The organism is Agreia pratensis, assembly GCF_900177685.1.
Taxonomy (GTDB): domain Bacteria; phylum Actinomycetota; class Actinomycetes; order Actinomycetales; family Microbacteriaceae; genus Agreia; species Agreia pratensis.
This window is the reverse complement of the sequence record NZ_FXAY01000002.1, coordinates 63,145-83,514: the sequence shown is the minus strand read 5'-3', so window position 1 is coordinate 83,514 and position 20,370 is coordinate 63,145. Positions and strand designations below refer to the sequence as shown.

Annotated in this window: 19 protein-coding genes; 12 read left to right on the top strand and 7 right to left on the bottom strand. The window is 67.9% G+C overall.

Features of this window, described 5'->3' with window-relative positions; genetic code table 11:
- Nucleotides 1-115: 115 nt before the first annotated feature.
- The 4 genes from B9Y86_RS05855 to B9Y86_RS05840 all read right to left on the bottom strand — a co-directional run bounded on the left by B9Y86_RS05855 (nt 116) and on the right by B9Y86_RS05840 (nt 5,392).
- A complete protein-coding gene (locus tag B9Y86_RS05855; protein ID WP_085484003.1) occupies nt 116-2,347 on the bottom strand; it encodes an LLM class flavin-dependent oxidoreductase in 2,232 nt (743 codons plus the stop codon).
- A 4-nt stretch (nt 2,348-2,351) separates the two neighbouring features.
- Entirely contained in the window at nt 2,352-2,750 is a 399-nt protein-coding gene (locus B9Y86_RS05850; protein ID WP_085484001.1) for a winged helix-turn-helix transcriptional regulator, read from the bottom strand.
- Between the two features lie 176 nt (nt 2,751-2,926).
- Nucleotides 2,927-4,582, bottom strand: a complete 1,656-nt coding sequence (locus B9Y86_RS05845) for an ABC-F family ATP-binding cassette domain-containing protein (protein WP_085483999.1) — start codon at nt 4,580-4,582, stop codon at nt 2,927-2,929.
- 261 nt (nt 4,583-4,843) lie between these two features.
- On the bottom strand, nt 4,844-5,392 hold the full coding sequence (locus tag B9Y86_RS05840; protein WP_085485236.1) for a TetR-like C-terminal domain-containing protein: 549 nt from the start codon (nt 5,390-5,392) through the stop codon (nt 4,844-4,846).
- Between the two features lie 60 nt (nt 5,393-5,452).
- Here B9Y86_RS05840 and B9Y86_RS05835 point away from each other — a divergent pair, with 60 nt between their 5' ends.
- Nucleotides 5,453-6,283 (top strand): SDR family NAD(P)-dependent oxidoreductase, encoded by an 831-nt coding sequence (locus B9Y86_RS05835; protein ID WP_244894649.1) that lies wholly within the window; start codon nt 5,453-5,455, stop codon nt 6,281-6,283.
- Between the two features lie 148 nt (nt 6,284-6,431).
- Entirely contained in the window at nt 6,432-6,968 is a 537-nt protein-coding gene (locus tag B9Y86_RS05830; protein ID WP_139824768.1) for a hypothetical protein, read from the top strand.
- Nucleotides 6,969-7,003: 35 nt separating this feature from the next.
- Here the strand turns inward: B9Y86_RS05830 and B9Y86_RS05825 are convergent, their stop codons facing one another.
- Entirely contained in the window at nt 7,004-7,213 is a 210-nt protein-coding gene (locus B9Y86_RS05825; RefSeq protein WP_085483993.1) for a hypothetical protein, read from the bottom strand.
- Between the two features lie 13 nt (nt 7,214-7,226).
- Entirely contained in the window at nt 7,227-7,544 is a 318-nt protein-coding gene (locus B9Y86_RS05820) for an ArsR/SmtB family transcription factor (RefSeq protein WP_085483991.1), read from the bottom strand.
- Between the two features lie 246 nt (nt 7,545-7,790).
- Between B9Y86_RS05820 and B9Y86_RS05815 the strand changes: the two genes are divergently transcribed.
- Nucleotides 7,791-8,327 carry a putative immunity protein gene (locus B9Y86_RS05815; RefSeq protein ID WP_342351713.1) on the top strand — a complete coding sequence of 179 codons (537 nt, stop codon included), beginning with the start codon at nt 7,791-7,793 and terminating at the stop codon, nt 8,325-8,327.
- A 79-nt stretch (nt 8,328-8,406) separates the two neighbouring features.
- On the opposite strand, the gene B9Y86_RS05810 is transcribed toward B9Y86_RS05815, so the two are convergent.
- Nucleotides 8,407-8,700, bottom strand: coding sequence for a hypothetical protein (locus B9Y86_RS05810; protein ID WP_085483989.1), 294 nt, complete (start codon nt 8,698-8,700; stop codon nt 8,407-8,409).
- Nucleotides 8,701-8,743: 43 nt separating this feature from the next.
- Here B9Y86_RS05810 and B9Y86_RS05805 point away from each other — a divergent pair, with 43 nt between their 5' ends.
- From B9Y86_RS05805 to B9Y86_RS05765, 9 genes are all read left to right on the top strand, one after another.
- Nucleotides 8,744-9,361, top strand: coding sequence for a class I SAM-dependent methyltransferase (locus B9Y86_RS05805; protein ID WP_085483987.1), 618 nt, complete (start codon nt 8,744-8,746; stop codon nt 9,359-9,361).
- 488 nt (nt 9,362-9,849) lie between these two features.
- Nucleotides 9,850-11,451, top strand: coding sequence for an APC family permease (locus tag B9Y86_RS05800; RefSeq protein ID WP_085483985.1), 1,602 nt, complete (start codon nt 9,850-9,852; stop codon nt 11,449-11,451).
- A gap of 58 nt (nt 11,452-11,509) precedes the next feature.
- Nucleotides 11,510-12,409: an urea amidolyase associated protein UAAP1 gene (locus B9Y86_RS05795; RefSeq protein WP_244894648.1), complete on the top strand. Its 900-nt coding sequence runs from the start codon at nt 11,510-11,512 to the stop codon at nt 12,407-12,409.
- Entirely contained in the window at nt 12,406-13,182 is a 777-nt protein-coding gene (locus B9Y86_RS05790) for an urea amidolyase associated protein UAAP2 (RefSeq protein WP_085483983.1), read from the top strand. The genes B9Y86_RS05795 and B9Y86_RS05790 overlap by 4 nt, the downstream gene beginning before the upstream one ends.
- Nucleotides 13,179-16,832, top strand: a complete 3,654-nt coding sequence (gene uca / locus B9Y86_RS05785) for an urea carboxylase (protein WP_085483981.1) — start codon at nt 13,179-13,181, stop codon at nt 16,830-16,832. The genes B9Y86_RS05790 and uca overlap by 4 nt, the downstream gene beginning before the upstream one ends.
- On the top strand, nt 16,829-18,532 hold the full coding sequence (locus B9Y86_RS05780) for an allophanate hydrolase (protein WP_085483979.1): 1,704 nt from the start codon (nt 16,829-16,831) through the stop codon (nt 18,530-18,532). The genes uca and B9Y86_RS05780 overlap by 4 nt, the downstream gene beginning before the upstream one ends.
- A 33-nt stretch (nt 18,533-18,565) precedes the next feature.
- Nucleotides 18,566-19,273 carry a TetR/AcrR family transcriptional regulator gene (locus B9Y86_RS05775; RefSeq protein ID WP_085483977.1) on the top strand — a complete coding sequence of 236 codons (708 nt, stop codon included), beginning with the start codon at nt 18,566-18,568 and terminating at the stop codon, nt 19,271-19,273.
- Nucleotides 19,274-19,571: 298 nt separating this feature from the next.
- Entirely contained in the window at nt 19,572-20,003 is a 432-nt protein-coding gene (locus B9Y86_RS05770; RefSeq protein ID WP_085485231.1) for a chemotaxis protein CheY, read from the top strand.
- Entirely contained in the window at nt 20,000-20,308 is a 309-nt protein-coding gene (locus tag B9Y86_RS05765; protein WP_085483975.1) for a winged helix-turn-helix domain-containing protein, read from the top strand. The genes B9Y86_RS05770 and B9Y86_RS05765 overlap by 4 nt, the downstream gene beginning before the upstream one ends.
- Nucleotides 20,309-20,370 lie beyond the last annotated feature (62 nt).

The following is a 20,370-nucleotide window of genomic DNA, read 5'->3' as shown; positions in this document are numbered from 1 at the left end:
GACCACCGGATTCGATCTCGATACGCCGGCTCGTTCCTCGCGCGACTACTCGATCAGCGAAGCGCTGCTCCTTCGTCGCGACCGCTACTCGATCGGCGCAGAGGGCACAGCCAGCTCAGCCCAAAGGGGCCGGCTCTGCCGCCACTCCGAAGTTGTCGCGGAACACGAAGTCGGGGTCGACCTCAGCCTTGATAGCCCGAAGCCGCGCCAGCGTTGCCGGCGGGAACGCCTGCGCCACGATCTGCTCGCCCGTTCTGCTCTCGAAGCTCAGATACAGCCCGTCGAAATGCTCTGCGAGGGAATCCCACAGCTGCTCGAACCGCGCACTCCTGCCCACCGAGGTGATCGAGAAGTTGGCGGATCTGTGGGCGTAGGCCGTCGCATCCGGGGCCACGTCGTTGATCGCGCCGCCCACCGGGCGGATCTGGAACCACGGCGCCGAACCCGACGTCGCCAGGGCGGCCGCGGCGCGGGCGGTCGGCGCATCCAGGTGCTCGACCAGGCCCGAGCGGAACGACGGCTCGCCCTGCGCGTTGTGCGCGACATCCGAAGCGTTCGCCATGACCGCGGCATAGGGAAGCAGCTGCACCTGCTGGCCGACCAACGGGGCAAGCTCAGCGAACGGCTGCAAGCGCGCGATGATCGTGTCGGGGTCTGAGGAGTTCACCACTCCGTACATCTGCGCGGTCGCGGGCTCGGCGGGGCGACCGCCGCTCAGGATCAAGAACAGCGTCGTGTCCCGCGGTGACTCCTCTTGAAGGCGCCCGAACTCCTCGAGAAACTGCGCCGCATCGTCGACCTGGAACGCGAGCTGAGCCCATCCCACGTCACCCACCGCGTCGGCCACGAAGTCGAACGACACCACGATGCCCACGTTCGCTCCGGCGCCGCGCACGGCCCAGAACAGCTCAGGATTCTCCGTAGCCGAGGTGTGTGCCAGCGTTCCGTCGGCGAGCAGCACGTCGGCCGCCACCATGTGGTCGATGGTCAGGCCGTGCTCGCGTCCGAGAAAGCCCACGCCGCCGGCCGTTGCGAGTCCGCCCACGCCGACTCCGCCGTAGTCTCCGCTCGAGAGCGCCAGGCCGAAGGGCTGCAGCGCGGCGGCCACATCCATCCAGCGCGCGCCGGGGCCGATGCGCACGAGCCGGGTCTCTGCGTCGATAACCTCGATCTCGTTCAGTTTCTTGAGGTCGATCACGATGCCGCCGTCATTGGTGCTGCGCCCGCTGATGCCGTGTCCTCCGCTGCGGATGCCGAGCGGCAGCGACGGGTGCCGTCGCGCAAACAGCAGCGCATCGCGCACCTCGTCGACCGTGCTCGGTCGCAGCACGAGGCCGGGTGCACCGCCGCGCATATACGTGGAGCGCGCTCCCGCGTACGCCGAGTCTCCGGGCTCGATCGCACTCTCGCGCAGCGACTCGGGCAGCTCGTCGTAGGCGATGCCCTCGCGCCTCAGCGCGATCGCGCGGGCGGGCCGGATGTTGTCGCTCGCCACGGTTCCGCTCGTCGCCCTCGCCTCGGCGACGGTTTCGCGCAGCTGCGGCATGGTCTGCTCGGCGAAGCGCTGCAGCACCGCGGGGTCGTCGCCCATCACGATGAAGGTACCGATGCCATCGTCGAGCGCCATGCCCGCGAGCTGGTCGAGGCTCTCGGTTCCGGTGATGTTGAGCAGGCGCCGGATCTCCGCGGGATTGCGCCCCGCCTCGGCCGCCGCGTCGTCGATGCGGGCGTTTCCTGAGTGAAGGTCGCCCGGCTTGAGATAGGGCAGGCTCGGCAGCCATCCATCGCCCTTCTCGCCTGTGAGCCGCAGCATGCGCGGCTTGTAGGCGCCCACCCAGATGGGAATGTCGTGCGCCGGGGCGGGCCCGCGCTTGGCACCGTTGACCGGGTAGTACTCGCCGCCCTTGAGCACGGAGCGCTCGCCCGCCGCCCACGTGCCGCGCATGATGTCGATGGCTTCGCTGAGGGCATCCACGGCCTGACCCGGGGTCAGGCGCCGCCCGCCCATCGCCTCGATCGCATCCCAGAACCCGCCGGCGCCGAGGCCGAGGCTGAAGCGCCCGCCGCTCAGCAGATCGAGCGACGCGGCCGCGCGGGCCGTGACCGGCGCCGGCCGCAGGGGCAGGTTCAGCACGTTGGGCGAGATCTGGATGCTCGTGGTCGCCGCCGCGACGTACGACATCAGAGTCCAGGTGTCGAGAAACGACGCCTGATAGGGGTGGTCTTGAAAGGTGACGAGGTCGTAGCCGAGCGACTCACTCAGCTGCGCGAGCTGAACCGCGGCCTGGGGCTGCGCGGCGGTGGGGGTGATGAAGGTGCCGAAACGGAGGGTGTGTCCGTAATCCATGGGGCTAGTTCTTTTCTGCGGGAGCTGTGTCTTGGTGAGCCGCGCCGGGGCGCTCGGCCTCGGGGCGCTCGAGGTTGTTGGCTGCCCACTGGCCGAGCTGCTCGAGTAACGGAAGGAGCTGCTCGCCCTGCGGCGTGAGGGCGTAGGTGACGGCCACGGGCGGGCCGGCGTCGACGCTGCGGGTGAGCAGCTTGACCTCGGCCAGCCCGGTGAGGCGATCGGAGAGCATGGCGTCGCTGATGCCGGGAACCCCGCGCTTGAGCGCTGCGAACGAGAGAGGCCCGTTGCCCAGAGTGGAGAGCAGCATGCCGTTCCACCGCTTGCCCAGAATGCTGAACGCCAGGCTCACGGCGGCATCACACGTGTGCAGATCATGGGAGGAGGAGGCGGGCTTCGGGGTCATGCGCTACACAGTACACCGCTAGTTATTGAATAGCAACTCTGAAATATAGAGCGAGTGCGCTGATCGAGTAGCCGCGCGACGAAGGAGCCGGCGTATCGAGATCACAACGATGGATGGCCTCGATACGCTCGTTCCTCGCTACTCGACCAACGCGAGCATCCCAAGGTGGCGCTTGCTCAGCCCAGAACCTCGCCCTCTGCCGCCGCGCCGAGGCGCAGTGCGGGCCAGCCTTCGACGTCGCGGAGGAGCTGCCGATCGTGACTGGAGAGCACCACGGCCGCTTTCGTCGCGCCGAGGGCGTCGGTGAGTTCGTCGACGAGCGCGATCGACAGGTGATTGGTGGGTTCATCCAGCAGCAGCACGTGTGGCTTCGACGCGAGCACCAATGCCAGGTCGAGCCGACGCTGCTGCCCCATCGACAGTTCGCCGATACGTTTGCTCGACTCCCGCGCGCGCAGGAGCCCGAGCTGTGAAAGCCCGACCGCTTCAGAGCCAGACAGCGTTCCGGCCGCGACGAGCGCATCGACGTGGGCGGCGTACACCTCGCTCACCCGCCGTTGCAACGGCAACTCAGTCTCTTGTCGCAGGAAACCGAGACGAACACTCTGCGGCATGCGCACCGAACCCGTATCGGGGTGCAGCTCGCCCGCGATCACGCCGAGAAGGGTGGACTTGCCAGACCCATTCGGGCCGGTCACGACGAGTCGTCCGCGGTGCGAGAGCGAGAACGACACCGGCCCGGCCAGCCTGCCGTCGACACCGACGCACTCCGCGCTCAGCAGCGCTGCGCCTGTGCGGGTTGGCAGATCAGGGAACCGGAAACGCAAGGGCGGTTCCGGCACGGTCACAGCGTGCGCCTCGAGCTGTTCCTGCCGGCGATGCACGCTCTGCACGAGCCCGCCCGCGCGGGTCGCTCGGCCGTGCTTGTTGGAACCCTTCTCGGGTCGCCACCCCGAAACGAGGCGGTTCTGCGCCGAGCTGAGGCTGTCTTGCAGGCGGGCCTGCTCGGCTTGTTGCCGGTCGTATTCTTGCTCCCACCGTTCCCGCTCGGCCTGCCGGCCCTCGCGATATCCGGCGTATCCGCTGCGGTACACCCGCACCCGCTCATCAGGTGTCGGATCCAGGTCGACGATCGTTGCTGCGACGTCTGACAGCAGCGCGCGATCGTGTGTGACGATGACGACTCCGCCGGCGCGGGATCGGAGCTGCTCGCTTAAGAACTCGAGTCCGGATCGGTCGAGGTGGTTCGTCGGCTCATCGAGCAGCAAAAAGTCATCGCCAGCTCCAAGCAGGCACGCCAGACGCACGCGATACCGCTGCCCGACAGACAGGTCAGCAAGCAGTCGGGCCGGGTTGCTTTCTGCGTCGAGCGCGTCGAGTGCGATCTGCACCCGCCGCTCTGCATCCCACGCGTCGAGCAGTTCGGCGTGCTCCAACGCGGCCGCGTAACGCTCGTCGGCGCCAGGCGCGGCGACCGAGAGCGCCCGCGCCGCCGCGTCGAGAGATGCCAGAGCGTCGAGTGGTTCGGCTATTGCGTGCGCAACGGCCTGGCCCACCGTGCGGTCGTCGCCCGCAGACATTTCCTGTTCTGCGACACCGAGCGTACCGGTGCGATGCACCGTGCCTGAATCAGGAACGAGCGTGCCGTCGAGCACGTGAAGCAGCGTGGACTTTCCTCGTCCATTCTCGCCGACGATCGCCACGCGGGAGGAGGGCGTCAAAGCGAGGTCGACGTGGTTCAAGACGCGGCGAGCGCCGCGCATCACGGAGACGTCGGAGGCAATGAGTTGGGCGCGCTGGCGCGCCGGTAGATGGTTGGTCGGGCTGAGCATTCGAATCCTTCGAGACGACGCACCAACGAGCCCGCGCCAGGCGGGGAGGGTGCGCGGATGACGACGACCCACGATGTGGGGGTCGAGAACAAGCGGCCTCCGCAAGCTCGGACTACTCAACGAGCGCGGTGGGCCTACTCAGCCGTCAAAGGAAAAACAAATGCACGCCACGATCGTACGGCGCCGTCGCTACGGTGCGCAAACGATCCCTACTGGACAGAGAGGTGACGCGACTCGACGGATCCTTTCGGTGGCTACCTGCTACGACTCGATGCTCCGAATAACTCGCGCCACGTGCGCGCTCGCCCATTCGGGATCGAAAGTCTGGCTCCGAAGTAGCCAGCGATAGAAGATCGGACCGACGAACAGCTCAGCTACATCGCCTGACGCCGGCACCCCAGCCTCATCAAGCCGGGCAGAAATAGCACTGAGTTGAGGCCCAAGTAGCAACTCTCGGTACTGCGCGGCAAGAGCAGCATCCGATTGCAGGTCGGCCGTGACGGCGCGCAGCAAAGCCTCCTCGGTCGGGTCTGTCAGTTCCTCGATCATCCCGGTAGCCAACGCGAGAAGGTCACTCGTCAGGTCGCCAGAGTTCGGCACCACCACTCGGCCGCTGTCGTCGGCGGTGCGTGCCAGAAGCGCGTCGAACAGGACCGCTCCGGTAGACGGCCACGACCGGTAGACGGTTTGCTTGCTGACACCAGCCCGCCCTGCGATCCCCTCCATAGTCAGCATCCCTGTCCCGTTCGCATCGAGAGCCAACGAGAGGGCGGCAGCGTGCACTTTCGCACGGGTGTGGTCGCGGGCCATGCTCAGCAGCATACGCCAGTAAACGAGACGCTGCGTCCAGTTTCGCGATACGCTCGACATATGACTTCACCGCAGACCTGGATGATTACCGGAGCCAACCGCGGCCTAGGCCGAGCCCTCGTCGACGCGGCCCTAGAAGCCGGGCACATCGTCGTCGCGACCGTTAGAGGAGAGAGCGCCCTACCCACACGCGACCACTTAACGGTGCTGAACCTCGACGTGCGGGACCGCTCGGCAGCACAGTCGACGGTGCAGCGCGCCGCCGACTTGCTCGGAGGAATCGACGTCCTTGTGAACAACGCTGGCTATGGCCTCATTGGGGCGATCGAAGAGGCGTCAGAGGAGGACGCCCGTGCGATTGTCGATACGAATCTGCTGGGCCCGCTCTGGCTCAGTCAGGCCGTAATCCCCGGCATGCGTCGCCAAGGAGGCGGGCACATCGTGCAAATTTCCAGCGTGGGCGCGGCCGGCACGATGCCGATGCTCGGGCTCTACAACTCCACCAAGTGGGGGCTAGAAGCGTTCAGCGAGGCAATGGCCGGCGAGGTCGAGCGATTCGGCATCCGCGTATCTCTGATTGAGGCAGGAGCCCTCGACACGGACTGGGCCGGCAGCAGCATGCGATTCAGCTCGCCGCTGCACGCCTACGAGGCGCAGCGAGTCGAGATGTTCGGGACGGCGGAGGTTCCTTGGCCGTCAGAGGGAGAGGCGACCGGGGGAACGGCCCCGCGCGATGCCGCGACAGCGATCCTTGAACGGGTCGCCGCATCCGATGACCACCGCCTTCGGGTGCTCATCGGAGACGACGCACCCGATCAGGTTCGGCAGGCGCTCGATCTGCGCCAGCAGGACTACGCCCGCGATCTTCGCTACGCGGGCGCCGCCCAATAACGATGGTTTCTGGTCCGGTTGAGCCGCGACTTCTTTTCGATTCCCACGGCGCCGGCGGCGCGAAACGGCCTGGGTGGAGTCATGGGGTTCCGCGTATCGTGGACTCTTCACAACCCGGAGGTCATCGAGAGTGAGAACTGCACGTGGAATGAGTCCCCTGCTCGTTGTAGGGCTATCGATAGTCGGCTTGGCCGGCTGTGCATCCGATTCGCCGAAGGCCATGGTGCCTGCCTGCGGCCTCGTTTCACCCGAATTGGCCAAGCAAGCAGTGCCGGATCTGCCACGTGAATCCTCGACCGGAGTGGGGCTGATCCGCGACGGCGACTCGATCACAGTCGATCTTGATGACGCGCAAGGAGCCGAATGCACTCAGTCGAGCGCTACGGACAGTGGGAACACCCTCTCGATCCGCATCACTGCCCCGACCGAGGGAGAAATCGACCGGTTGAGAGCCGGGTCCCTCGACGCCGATGACCAGAAAGAAGGCTGCGAACCACTCGGAGTGGCAGGCGCGATTGGCTCGACCTGCCTCGTCGCCGGGCCCTCGAAACCGGTGGTTCATGTCTATTCAATCTGGGACTCGTACGTCATCTCCATCGACCTCAGCCGCAGTGACGGTCCGGCTGCAGATGATCGAACGCTAGCGGCCGAGATCGCTCAATCGGTCGAAGAACATCTGGAATAGCACGCACCGTAAACCATCGCTTATGGACAGTGCCATTACGGGATGTCGGTGAGGGTCTTCTCAATCGCATCGAGGCGAGAGTTGATGCTCCCGAGCGTGTCGAGCAGCGCGCGATTCGAGGAGGCTTGATCGTCGAGCGCCCGCACGAGTCGCCTGCGCCCGCCTATCTCTCGGGCGATAGAGATCGCTCCCCAACAGATGATTCCGGCGATCGCGATCCAGGCGAACCAGGGGATGTATTCCATGTCAGTTCTCTTCTCAGTCTGTTTCGTCGGCGGGTGAGATCGGCGACAGCGCCACCGCTGCGCTGATGGTCGGCAGGTCGATGGTGAGCACGAACGGCGTCGCCTCGAAGTACTTCAGTGCCTTGCCGTCCGCACTCAGCTCCAGCCCGCCGACGACGAAACCGGCGGCCTCGAGCTTGGTGAGGTGCATATAGAGCAGTGCGCGGCTCATGTCCACGCGCCGAGCCAGCGCGCTGACGTGCAGTCTGTCATCGGCAAGCGTCGCGAGGATCCGTAGCCGCTGCGGACTCGCGATCGCTGCCAGCGTCGCGGCTAACTGCTCGATATTCACTCATGCCTCTCGTATGCACCTGTAATAAAAACATTACACATGCAAGTCTTGGCGATCAAGAGCGTCTGGGGTGACCGGTGCCTGTCCCACCGAAGTTGACACGAGGTTGTCGAATGTCTCTAACGGTCGACGAGCTGCCGTAATCGATCGTTACTGGGGGCACTCCCATTACGAATGCGTACGCCTTCTCGATACAACCCGCGTTGGGCTGGACTTTCTGTAGCCGATCCCTGAGACGATCGAGAGGTGAGCGAGGAAACGAAAACGACGTGGGCCAATCCTGAGCCGCCCATCCATCACGCGATCGCACTATGGGCGGCAAGATGCGCAGAGCGCGCCCTGCCCATCTTTGAGAAACAGCGACCAGATGATGACCGCCCTCGCGCAGCGATCGCAGCCGTCCGCGCGTGGGAGCGCGATGAGCTTCCGATGACAGCATGCCGCACCGCTGCGTTTGCAGCCCACGCCGCTGCGCGCGACGCGACCGAAGCAGGTGAGACAGCGGCCGTCGCCGCCGCTCGTGCCGCCGGCCAGGCGTGCGCAGTAGCCCACATGTTCGACCACGCGCCGCACGCTGCGACCTACGCCGCGAAAGCCGTTGGCCTCTACGGTGACGGCAATGTTGCTCGAGACACTGAGCGCGCCTGGCAGTGGGAGAACTTAGCCCCCGAACTGCGCCCCATCGGCTTCCCCAACGGCAGCATCACACGCGTGCAGGTCGATGGGAGGAGGCGGGCGGCGGGCAGCTCATCCATTCGTCGCGAAATGCTCTCTCGGAGGTGAATGAGAGCATCTGGGCCACAATGGATGCGCCATTGTCGCCCTATGCCCCGAAATAGGCCTTCACGGCCGCCGGGCTGGGTCAGACCATTCGGGTGGCGATGAACACCAACACGAGCGGCATGACGATTCCGGCCGCTCCGAGAATGATGCCGATCCGCGCCTGCGCCATCCCGTCTCCTCCGCGAGCCGCCAAGCGAAGCGCACAAAGCCCGAAGATCACCGCCGCGACCCCCTGAAACGCGGCGAGCGCTCCCGCGATCGTGCCGAACCCGGAGATCAGCGCGAGGAGGGCGAACAGGGCAGACCCGCAACCCACGACGAGAGCCGTGGACGCGAGCGGGTTGGTCGATGCGGCCGCAGGCGTTCTCTTCATGTGGCCATCGTGACACAACCGGGCAGCGTGCCAGGCTGGAGTCATGACTGGCGAACTCCCCACCATCGAGGTTGCCGATGCGTACTCCGGTCGGGCGGCCGAGTACATCGAGCTCCTCGGATCGGTCGAGGCCATGCACCCCTCCGACACAGCGCTCATCGCAAGCTGGGGCGCTCAGATCGAGGGCCCGGCGTTCGACGTCGGATGCGGCCCCGGCCATTGGACCAACTTTCTCGCCGAGCGGGGCGTCGACATTCGCGGCGTCGACCTCACGCCCGCGTTCGTCGAGCACGCTCGCGCCACCTACCCCGACGTGCGGTTCGCGACGGGCGGCGTCGAGGCGCTCGACGCATCCGACGCCTCACTCGGCGGCGCGCTCGCCTGGTATTCGCTGATTCACCACAGGCCGGATGCGATCGGCTCGGCTCTCGACGAGATCGCGCGCGTGCTGCGGCCGGGCGGGCTCCTGCTGGTGGGGTTCTTCGAGGGGCCGGTGCTCGAGCCTTTCGACCACGCGGTGACGACGGCCTACCGCTGGCCGGCGGCCGAACTCGGGGAGCGGCTGCGCGCATCCGGATTAGAGATCGTCGAGACGCACACTCGCACCTCGCCGAACACCCGACCGCACGCCGCCATCGTCGCTCGACGCCTCGAACTGTGAGGCTTATCGCTGGTTGAGCAGCGAGGAAGGAACGTATCGAAACCACGTCGACGGTGATCTCGATACGCGGGCTCCTCCGTCGCGCCACTACTCGATCAGCGCACAGGGCGCCGAAGCGTGAAACCTCCTCGCTGGTCGAGTAGGCCGCCCGCGGCCGTATCGAGACCACCGCGGGGTGATCTCGATACGCGGGCTCCTTCGTCGCGCCGCTACTCGATCAGCGCACAGGGCGCCGCTACTCGATCAGCGCACAGGGGTGCCGAAGCGGATCGAGCGCGCGCTTAGCGGGCGAGCGCGCCGGCGCCGAACGCGCGGTCGCCCGCTAAAGGCGCGCTCAGCAAGCTGGCACTCGCTCGAAACATGAACGGGCACCGCGAAACCTGAATTTAACAATCGCGAAACGGGCGCGCAACTGCCGTCGCCCAGCATGGGAGCATCACCTGTCAATCGACAGGTATTCGAGTCCCTGTCCGCGGAAGGTCGCGCCCATGAGTGCCCCGGAACCATCCCCGATCCACCTCGCTCCAGCCCACCAGAACCACAAGCTCTACCGCCAGGAACTGCACCGCGGTGTCGGCTCCTTCGCCTCGTTCGCCGCAGGCTTCTCGTTCGTCTCGATCCTCACTACCGTGTTCCAGCTCTTCGGGCTGGGCTTCGGAATCGGCGGCGCCGCCTTCTTCTGGACCTGGCCGCTGGTGTTCGCCGGGCAGCTTCTCGTGGCGCTCAACTTCGCTCAGCTCGCCGCGCGCTGGCCGATCGCCGGCTCCATCTTTCAGTGGGCGAGCCGCCTCGCAGGCACGACCTTCGGCTGGTTCACCGGCTGGGTCATGATCGTGGCGCAGACGCTCACCGTCGCGGTCGCCGCCATCGCGGTGCAGGCCGTGCTCCCGGCCATCTGGGACGGCTTCCAGATCGTCGGCGGCCCCACCGCAGACCCCACGCTCACCTCTCCGACCGGCGCCCAGAACGCCGTGCTGCTCGGCGTGATCCTGCTCGTGATCACCACCGTCGTCAACATTCTCAGCGTGCGCATCATGGCCCTCGCCACGAGCGTGGGCGTGATGATCGAGATCGTCGGCGTCGCAGTGCTGGTCACCGCCCTGCTCCTACTTCCCGCCCGCAGCCCGTCGGTGGTCTTCACGACCGAGGGCACGGCTCCATCCGACTCTCCGTATATCTGGGCCTTCCTCGCCTCGTCGCTGATGGCGGCCTACGTGCTCGTGGGCTTCGACTCGGCCGGCGAACTCTCCGAAGAGACGCACGCTCCGCGCAAGACGATCCCCAAGACGATCATCCGCGCGGTCGTGGTGTCGGGCCTCGGCGGTGCACTGCTGATCATCGCCGCCCTCGTCGCGGCCCCGAGCCTCACCGACGGAAGCCTCGCCGGCGGTGGCATCGCCTACGTCGTCACCGAGCGCCTCGGCCCGGTCTTCGGTCGACTGCTGCTCGTGGCCGTCGCGGTCGCCGTGTTCGCCTGCACCCTGGCGGTGCAGACATCCGGTTCGCGCATGATGTTCTCGATGGCCCGCGAGCGCGCGCTGCCCTTCTGGCGCACGCTCGCGAAGGTGTCGCCCCGCACCGGAACCCCGATCGCCACCAGCATCGTCATCGGAGTGGGCGCGGCCCTCGCCCTGGCAGTCAACTTCGGGCAGGCCGCCATCTTCACCGCCCTCTCGAGTCTGTGCATCGCCATGCTCTATCTGGCCTACCTCGGCGTCACGGTGCCGCTGCTCGTGCGTCGCCTCAAAGCACCCGATCAGGGATTCCCACCCGGCGTCGACGAGACGGGCAAGCCGCTGTTCAGCCTGGGCCGGTGGGGACTTCCGGTGAACATCATCGCCGTCGCGTACCAGATCGGCATGGTCATCAACCTGGTCTGGCCCCGCGCCGAGATCTACGACCTCACCGGCGAGACCTGGTGGCTGCAGTGGAGCGCGCTGCTCTTCATCGGCGCCACCCTTGTCGTCGGCTTCTTCGTGCACAGGCACGCCCGCACCCGCCACGGAGCGATCAGTCTCGGTCACCTGCCGGCATCCGCGAGGCCGAGCGGCACGCACGCCGAGGCCGGCGCCGTCGCAACCATCGCCTAGAGCCGCCGCCCAGACCGGCCGCGTAGACCCACCGCCCGGGCCGCGTCACACGGATGCCGTGACGCGGCCCGACAGCACCCCGCACCACCCGAAAGAGAGCACCACCACGATGACCTCGATAGCCGACGACCACCAGACCGACAGCGTGCTGGCGGCGCGGGCCGACGCACGAGCCCAGGCCGTCCGCACCGCCGACTACATGCCCTACCGTCCGGCATCCACCTCGCCGGTGGTGCCCGACGGAGTCGATCGCAACAGCCTGGTCTGGGCCGAGACGGTGGCGCCCGGCGGCTACACCCATCGGGTCATCGCGCGCGGCACCCGGCTGCGCCTCGATGACCCGACGGGCAGCGCCTGCGCTCACGTCATTCTCTACAACGCGCTCGAGACGAACGAACGACTGAACGTGGCCGACACGATCAAGATCCCGTGGCAGGCGTACCTCGGAACCGGTCATCCACTGCTCTCGGGAGACGGCCGCGCGCTGGCGACCATCACCGCCGACACCTCCGGCAGGCACGACACGTTCTGCGGCACCAGCACCGACGAATCCGCGACGGCGAGATACGGATCGGCGGCTCCCGAGGGGCCGTCGCCATCCGGCCGCTCGCGCTTTCTGCTCGCCGCCGCCAAGCATGGCCTCAGCGGGCGCGACCTGCCACCCAGCGTCTCGTTCTTTCAGGGCGTTCACGTCGAAGCGGATGGCGGACTCACCTTCACGGGTAGCGCCGGCGAGGGCACGCACGTCGAACTCGTGGCCGAGCTTCCCCTGCTCGTGCTGATCGTGAATGTGCCGCATCCGCTCGACCCTTCCAACGACTACCTGGTCGGGCCGCTCAGGGTGCACGCCTGGCCGGGCGCCCCCACCCTGCCCGGCGACCCGCAGTTCACCGCGACCCCCGAAGTGAACCGCGCCTACCTCAACTCGATCGACTACGCGGAGGCCCGAGGACTATGACCGCCACCACCACCCACACCATCGGCGACCGCGTCATCGAGACGACAGTTCCGGTCGGCGCCCACTACGCAGAGGGCACTATCCTCGACCCGAACGGCCCACTCGCGAGCGGCGCCGACGCCCACGCCGACGCCGACGCCGACGCCGTCGTCCTCGACGAGACCGTCGCACCGCTCGCCCCCTGGTCGGCTCGGCTCCTCGCCGGCCAGACCCTCACGATCGTGGATGTCGGTGGCAATCAGTCCGCAGACTTTCTGGTCTACAACGCGCAAGACACTCTCGAGCGGTACTCCACCCCCGACACTCTGGCCTGGCAGCAGAACGCCTATCTCAGGCAAGGATCGATTCTCCGCTCGAACCTCGGCCGCCCCCTGATGACCGTCACCGGCAACGAGATCGACCGCCAAGACACGATCGGTGGCGCCTGCTCCAAGGAGTCGAACACCCTGCGCTACGGCTTTCACACCGAGCACCAGCACGGCTGCCGCGAGAACTTTCTCGCCGAAGCCGCCCGGCACGGCCTGGGCGCCCGCGACCTCGTCTCGAACATCAACTGGTTCATGAACGTTCCGGTCGAGGCCGACGGCACCCTCGGCATCGTCGACGGCATGTCCGCCCCCGGCAAGCGCGTGGCGCTGCGAGCCGAGATGGACGTGCTCGTGATCGTCTCCAACTGCCCGCAGATGAACAACCCCTGCAACGACTTCAACTGCACCCCGCTGCGAATGATCGTGACCAGCCCAGCGCTCGCGACGAAAGAGAACCACGCATGACCGGCGCCTTCGACACCCTGCTCATCGCCAACCGCGGCGAGATCGCGCGCCGCATCATCCGCTCGGCTCGCACCCTCGGCCTGCGAACGGTGGCGGTCTACTCCGACGCCGACCGTGCAGCCCCGCACGTGCGCGAGGCCGATGAGGCCGTGCGGCTCGGACCAGCACCCGCCAAGGAGTCGTACCTCGACATCGACACGATCCTCGAGGTCTCCGAGCGACTGGGCGTGGGCGCGATCCACCCCGGCTACGGCTTTCTCTCTGAGAACCTCGACTTCGCCCGCCGCATCGAGGCCGCGGGCATGAGCTTCATCGGGCCCACCGCCGGGCAGATCGCCTCGTTCGGCGAGAAGCACACGGCCCGAGAGCTCGCCGCCCGCGCCGGTGTTCCGATGCTCGCCGGCACCGGGCTTCTCTCCTCGGCCGACGAAGCCGTGGTCGAGGCCGAGCGCATCGGGCTGCCCGTGATGCTCAAGGCCACGGGCGGCGGCGGCGGAATCGGCATGCAGGCCTGCATGAGCATCGACGAGGTGCGCGAGGCCTACGACCGAGTCGCCCGCCTCGGCGAGAAGAACTTCGGATCGGCCGGCGTCTTCCTCGAGCGCCTGGTGCGCCCAGCCCGCCACGTCGAGGTTCAGCTCTTCGGCGCGGGCGACGGCCGCGTCGCCGTGATCGGCGACCGCGACTGCTCGCTGCAGCGACGCAACCAGAAGGTCATCGAAGAGGCGCCCGCCCCCGCGCTTCCGGATGCCGTGCGGCGGCAACTGCACGATTCCGCCCGCCAGCTCGCGGCATCCGTCGACTACCGCTCGGCCGGCACGGTCGAGTTCGTCTACGACCCCGTGCGTGAGGAGGCTTCCTTTCTCGAGGTGAACACCCGCCTGCAGGTCGAGCATCCAGTCACCGAGGAGGTCTACGGCGTCGACCTCGTGGCCATGATGCTGCGCCTCGCCCGCGACGGCGCCGACGGCATCGACCCCTCGATCTTCACGACGCCGTTCGAGCCGAACGGCCACGCCTTCGAGGCCCGCGTCTACGCCGAAGACCCCGACAAGAACGGACTGCCCAGCTCGGGCCTCGTAACCCACGCGGCGTTCCCCGGCTTCGGCAGCGCCGAGCTCAGCGGCGTGCGCGTCGACGGCTGGATCGAGACCGGCCTCGAGGTCTCGCCCTATTACGACCCCATGCTGGCGAAGGTCATCGCCGCCGCTCCCAGCCGCGACACCGCGCTCGACCTGCTGCGCGAGGGGCTCGATGCCAGCCGCGTCGACGGCGTCGTCACCAACCTCGGCCTGCTGCGCTCGCTCACCGACGAGACCGGGCTGCGCGCCGCCGTGCACTCGACCTCCACCCTCGATCAGACCGCAGACCCCGACCCTCGCATCGATGTTCTGGATGCCGGAGCGATGACGACGGTGCAGGATCTGCCCGGGCGCACCGGATACTGGCAGATCGGCGTGCCGCCGAGCGGTCCGATGGATTCCGTCTCGTTCTCGGAGGCGAACCTCGCCGTCGGGAACCCGGCCGGCGCCCCGGCGTTGGAGATCACAGCCACCGGCCCGACCCTCAGATTCAGCGCGCCGAGCCTGATCGCCCTGACCGGCGCACCGGCATCCGCCACCCTCGACGGAGTCGAGGTGCCGTTCTGGGAGCCGATCGAAGCGGCCGCCGGCAGCGTGCTGGCCATCGGCACCCTGCTCGGGCCGGGCCAGCGCGCCTACCTCGCCGTGCGCGGCGGCATCGACGTTCCCCTCTATCTCGGCAGCGCATCCACCTTCACGCTCGGCAAGTTCGGCGGGCACGCCGGCCGCGCCCTGCTGCCCGGCGACGTGCTGCGACCCGGCTCGCCCGATTCGGATGCCGCGCATCCGGCTTTCGCGACAGGCACGCGCCTGTCGCTGGTCGGCGGCCCGACCCCCGCCGATCGCAGGCCAGCGCTCACTACGAGCTGGCAGATCGGCGTGACGGAAGGGCCACACGGCGCCCCCGACTTCTTCACCCGCGCCGACCTCAACGTCTTCTATGCGACCGACTACACGGTGCACTACAACTCGGCCCGCACCGGCGTGCGCCTCGACGGACCGCGCCCGGAGTGGGCTCGCGAAGACGGCGGCGAGGCAGGGCTGCACCCCTCGAACATCCACGACAACCCCTACGCCGTGGGGGCCATCGACTTCACCGGCGACACCCCGATCATCCTCGGCCCCGACGGCCCCAGCCTCGGCGGCTTCGTCTGCCCCGCCGTGGTCGCCAGCGGCGAGCTCTGGAAGCTCGGACAGCTGCGCCCCGGAGACACGATCCGCTTCGTGCCCGTGCGCGAGGCCGACGCGGCCGCCCTCGACGCCGACCGCGCGTCATTCAGCGTCAGAAGTTCTGGCGGCGACGGCGACGACGGCGTGATCGACCGGCTCGCGGCAACCGAGTCGCGCCCGTCTGTGACGTATCGCCGCGATGGCGACGACAATCTGCTCGTCGAATACGGCGACCTCACGCTCGACCTGGGGTTGCGGATGCGCGTGCACGCGCTGATGGAGAGACTGCAGAGCGAGTCGCCGACCGGGGTGCTCGAGCTGACCCCGGGCATCCGCTCGCTGCAGATTCACACCGACTCCTCCGAGCTGAAAGCCACCGCGCTGGCGGGCCTGCTGCGCGAGCTGGAGAACGATATTCCGGCCACGCACGAGCTTGTCGTGCCCTCGCGCACGGTGCGGCTGCCGCTGTCGTGGGACGACCCGGCCACGCATCTCGCCATCGAGCGCTACATGAACGGTGTGCGCGCCGATGCGCCGTGGACCCCGTCGAACATCGACTTCATCCGCCGCATCAACGGCCTCGACTCGGTCGACGACGTGATGAAGACCGTGTTCGACGCCACCTATCTGGTGCTCGGGCTCGGCGACGTCTACCTCGGTGCCCCCGTGGCCACCCCACTCGACCCCCGGCACCGGCTCGTGACCACCAAGTACAACCCCGCTCGCACGTGGACGGCAGAGAACTCCGTCGGCATCGGCGGCGCCTACATGTGCATCTACGGCATGGAGGGGCCGGGCGGCTACCAGTTCGTCGGCCGCACCGTGCAGGTCTGGAACCGCTTCCGCCGCGGCGGCCTGTTCCAAGAGAACCCGTGGGCGCTGCGCTTCTTCGACCGCATCGAGTGGTACCCGGTGGGTGCCGACGAGCTGCTCGAGCTGCGCGCCGAGACCGACGCCGGCCGAGGCCACTACGAGACCGAAGAGGGAACCTTCGCGATCGCCGATTACCAGCGCTTCCTCTCCGAGAACGCCGGCTCCATCGCCGATTTCCGCGAGACGCAAGCCCGCGCGTTCGGCGAGGAGAAGGAGCGCTGGCGCGCATCCGGCGAATTCGACGTGCGCCCCGACGAGAAGCAGGCCGCACCCGCCGACGCCGTCGTCGTCGCGGAGGGCTCGGTCGGAGTGGCAGCTCCCTTCACCTCCACCGTGTGGCAGATCGGCGTCGAGCCGGGCCAGGCGGTGAGTGCCGGGCAGAAGCTCATGGCGCTCGAGGCCATGAAAATGGAATCGGCGGTCGTCGCCGCATCGGAGGGCGTTGTGGGCGAGATCCACGTGCGACCCGGAGACCAGGTCTCGCCCGGCCAGATTCTCATCTCGATTATTGGAGCAGCAGCATGACGCCCACCAGCACCGCCGTCGATCGGGTCGCCGCCGCATACGAGCGCATCCGCGCCGTGGATCGCCCCGAGATCTGGATCAGCCTGCGCGACGAGCAGGATGCGCTCGACGAGGCCGCGTCGATCGACGAGCGCGTCGCGGCGGGCGAAACGCTGCCGTTGGCCGGAACCGTGGCCGGGGTCAAAGACAACATCGACGCGGCCGGTTTCGACACGACGGCCGCGGCCCCGAGCTACCGCTATCGCCCGGATGCGGACTCGACCGCGGTCAGTCGCCTTCGCGAGGCCGGCTCGGTGATCATCGGCAAGACCAACCTCGACCAGTTCGCCACCGGGCTCGTCGGCACCCGCAGCCCCTTCGGCGCGGTGCGCAACGCGTGGCGACCCGACCGCATCTCAGGCGGCTCAAGCTCGGGCTCCGCCGTGGCGGTCGCTCTCGGCCTCGTCGATGTCGCGCTGGGCACCGACACCGCGGGCTCGGGTCGCGTGCCCGCCGCGCTCAACGGCATCGTCGGCGTCAAGCTCACCCGCGGTCGCATCCCGACCACGGGCGTTGTGCCCGCCTGCCGCACCCTCGACTGCGTCACCGTCTTCGCCCGCGAGGCCGCCCTCGCCTACAACACGGCCGAGCTGCTGGCCGGGCCCGACGGCATCGATCCCCTGGAACGCACCCTCGAGGAGGCCGCGCGCGCGACCGGCACCGCGCTTCCCGCACGCCCCCGTGTCGGTATCCCGACCGCAGAGCATCTGGATGGCCTCGCCCCGGGGTGGGCAGACGCGTTCCACGCCGCGGCGGGCCGCCTCGCTGACACCGGCGTGGAGATCGTCGAGGTCGACATCGCTCCCCTGCTGCAGGCAGCACGGATGCTCTACGAGTCGTCTTTCGTGGCCGAGCGCTACGCGGCCGTCGGCGAGCACATCGACGCTCACCGAGAGCTCATCGGCACAGACCTCGACCCCTCGGTCTCGACGATCGTACTGGGCGGCGCCGACCGCACCGCGGTCGAGCTCTACCGCGACCGCGAGCGGCTCGACCGGCTCGGTGCGGTGGCCAAAGCCGCGCTCTCCGGATGCGACGCGCTGCTCACCCCGACCACCACGTGGCATCCGACCCTCGCCGAGATCGCCGCCGACCCGATCGGCGGAAACAGCCGAATGGGCCGCTATACGAACTTCGCCAATCTGCTCGACATGGCCTCCAGCTCGGTGCCCGCCGGCACCGTCGACGGCCTGCCCTTCGGAGTGATGATCACCGCTCCGGCCTTCCACGACCTCGCCGTGCATCAGCTGGCACAGCGCCTACTCGCACCGGCCCTCGAGATTCTGGTCGTGGGCGCCCACCTCACCGACCAGCCGCTCAACCACCAGCTCGTGGCAGCCGGAGGCTCCTTCGTTCGAAGCACAACGACCAGCTCCGACTACGCGCTCTTTGCTCTCGACACCACCCCGCCCAAGCCGGGACTGCTGCGAGTCGCCGGCGATGGGGCATCCGTTGCCGGCGAGATCTGGTCTCTACCGGCATCCGGTTTCGGCACCTTTGTCGCCGCCCTGCCTGCCCCGATGACCATCGGCCGGGTCACCCTGGCCGACGGCGACTCGGTGTCGGGCTTTCTCTGCGAGCCCATCGCCACCGAGGGGGCCGAGAACATCAGCGCGCACGGCGGCTGGTTGGCGTGGCAGCGATCCCGGGTGGTCGAATGACCTCTGCTCCCAGCGAATGAGAGCATGGGTCATATGAGTTCTGTCACCACATCGGGCAAAGCGGGCCGGCCACGCGCCAGCGCACCCAAGCAGAATTCCGCGCTGAGTGCGCGCGAGCAAATTCTCGACGCGGCGGCGGCACTGTTCTCCGAGACCGGTTTCTCGGGGTCGTCGACGCGCGCCATCGCCGACCGCGTGGGCATCCGGCAACAGTCGCTCTACTACCACTTCGCCGGCAAAGACGAGATTCTGGCCGAGCTGCTCAGCGGATCGGTGCGACCGAGTATCGAGTTCGTGCAGCGCATCGAGGAGCGCGTGCCCGACGAGATCACGCCGGCGGGCGCGCTGTTCGCTCTGGCCAGCATCGATGCCCGTACGCTGCGGCAGACCCCGCACAACATCGGCACCCTTTATCTGCTTCCCGAGATCCAGGAGTCGCGCTACGACGCGTTCCGCATCGAGCGCGAGCAGCTGCGCGCGAGCTACGGCCGGCTCGGAGTCGCCGCGGCACACCCCGACGTGGCGGCGACGATGGGCGAAGACCGCATCGGCGCCATCCTGATTCAGCTCGCCGAGCTCGTCATCCGGCTGCGTCGCGATGGCGGCACAGCGGCAACGCCCGAAGACGACGACACCACGATCGCCACGTCGTGCCTGCGGGTGCTCGGGCTGTCGTCGGCCGAGATCGCCGCGGCCCGCGACGAAGCGGGCGCGGTGACCGCGCTCAGCGCATCCCTATGACATCAGCGGCAGTCGACCCACGATCTTGTCGATGCGGTTCTTCGGCCCCACGGGCAACGACGACGTCGTCATTCATGTCGGCGTGCGCCACACCAACGATCTCTACGCCTTCGTCATCGACCGCGATCCGCCACGTGGCGGCCGAGCGCGCGCACAGCGGGCGAACGCGCCGTCGTGCGCAGCGCGTTCGCCCGCTGACGGCGCGCTCGAAGGCAGCGGCCAGCCGCCCACCTCAAGAAAGTACTTGCCTAATTGGAAAGTACTTGCCATGATTGAGGAAACGACGAGGAGACCTCTCATGGAGAACAGAACACCCGTAGCCCCGGCCGACGCGCAACTGCTGCTCGACCGGGCCGACCAACTCAGCAGATCGGCGCACAACGCCACGCGCTGGCCGTACATCACGTTCATCCTGTCGCTCGGAGTAGCGACCTCGATGGGCACGCTCGCCATGGGCCTCACGACCGGCAACGCCTTCGGTCTGGCCTACTTCGGCACGCTCGCTGCAGCCTTCGCCCTGATCATGTTCTTCATGATCTCGATCCGCGGCCGCTCCGCCTTCTCGCGCGGCCGTCGGTGGACCGGCTACATCGCCGCCTGGTTCGTGACCTACGCCGCGGCCATCTCGGTCGTGATCTGGGCGCACGGCTCGGTGCTGTGGTCGGGCGTTACGTCGGCGCTCATCCTGCTCGTGACCATGGCGTGCGCTGCTCGCGAGGCCCGCCCGTGACCGCCGTTGAGCAGCACCCGCGTCACCGCCTCGACGAGCTGCTGCAGAACCCCGTGCGCTTCTCGATCGTGGCCGCGCTCGATCGCGCCTCGACCCTCTCGTTCAAAGAGGTTCGCGACGCCGTCGAGATCACAGACTCGGCCCTGAGCAAGCAGGTCTCCCTGCTCGAAGGTGCCGGATACCTGGCGGTCGGCAAGTCATTCGCGGGAAAAATGCCGCGCACCTCGCTCACGCTCACCAAGCAGGGCCGCACCGCGTGGAACGCACACCTCGCGACGCTGCGCGAGATCGCCGGGCTGGAGTAGCGCCTCACAGCGGCCCTCCTGCTGCGGGCCCGCGCCAGTAGCGGACCAGATGTGAGCGCGCC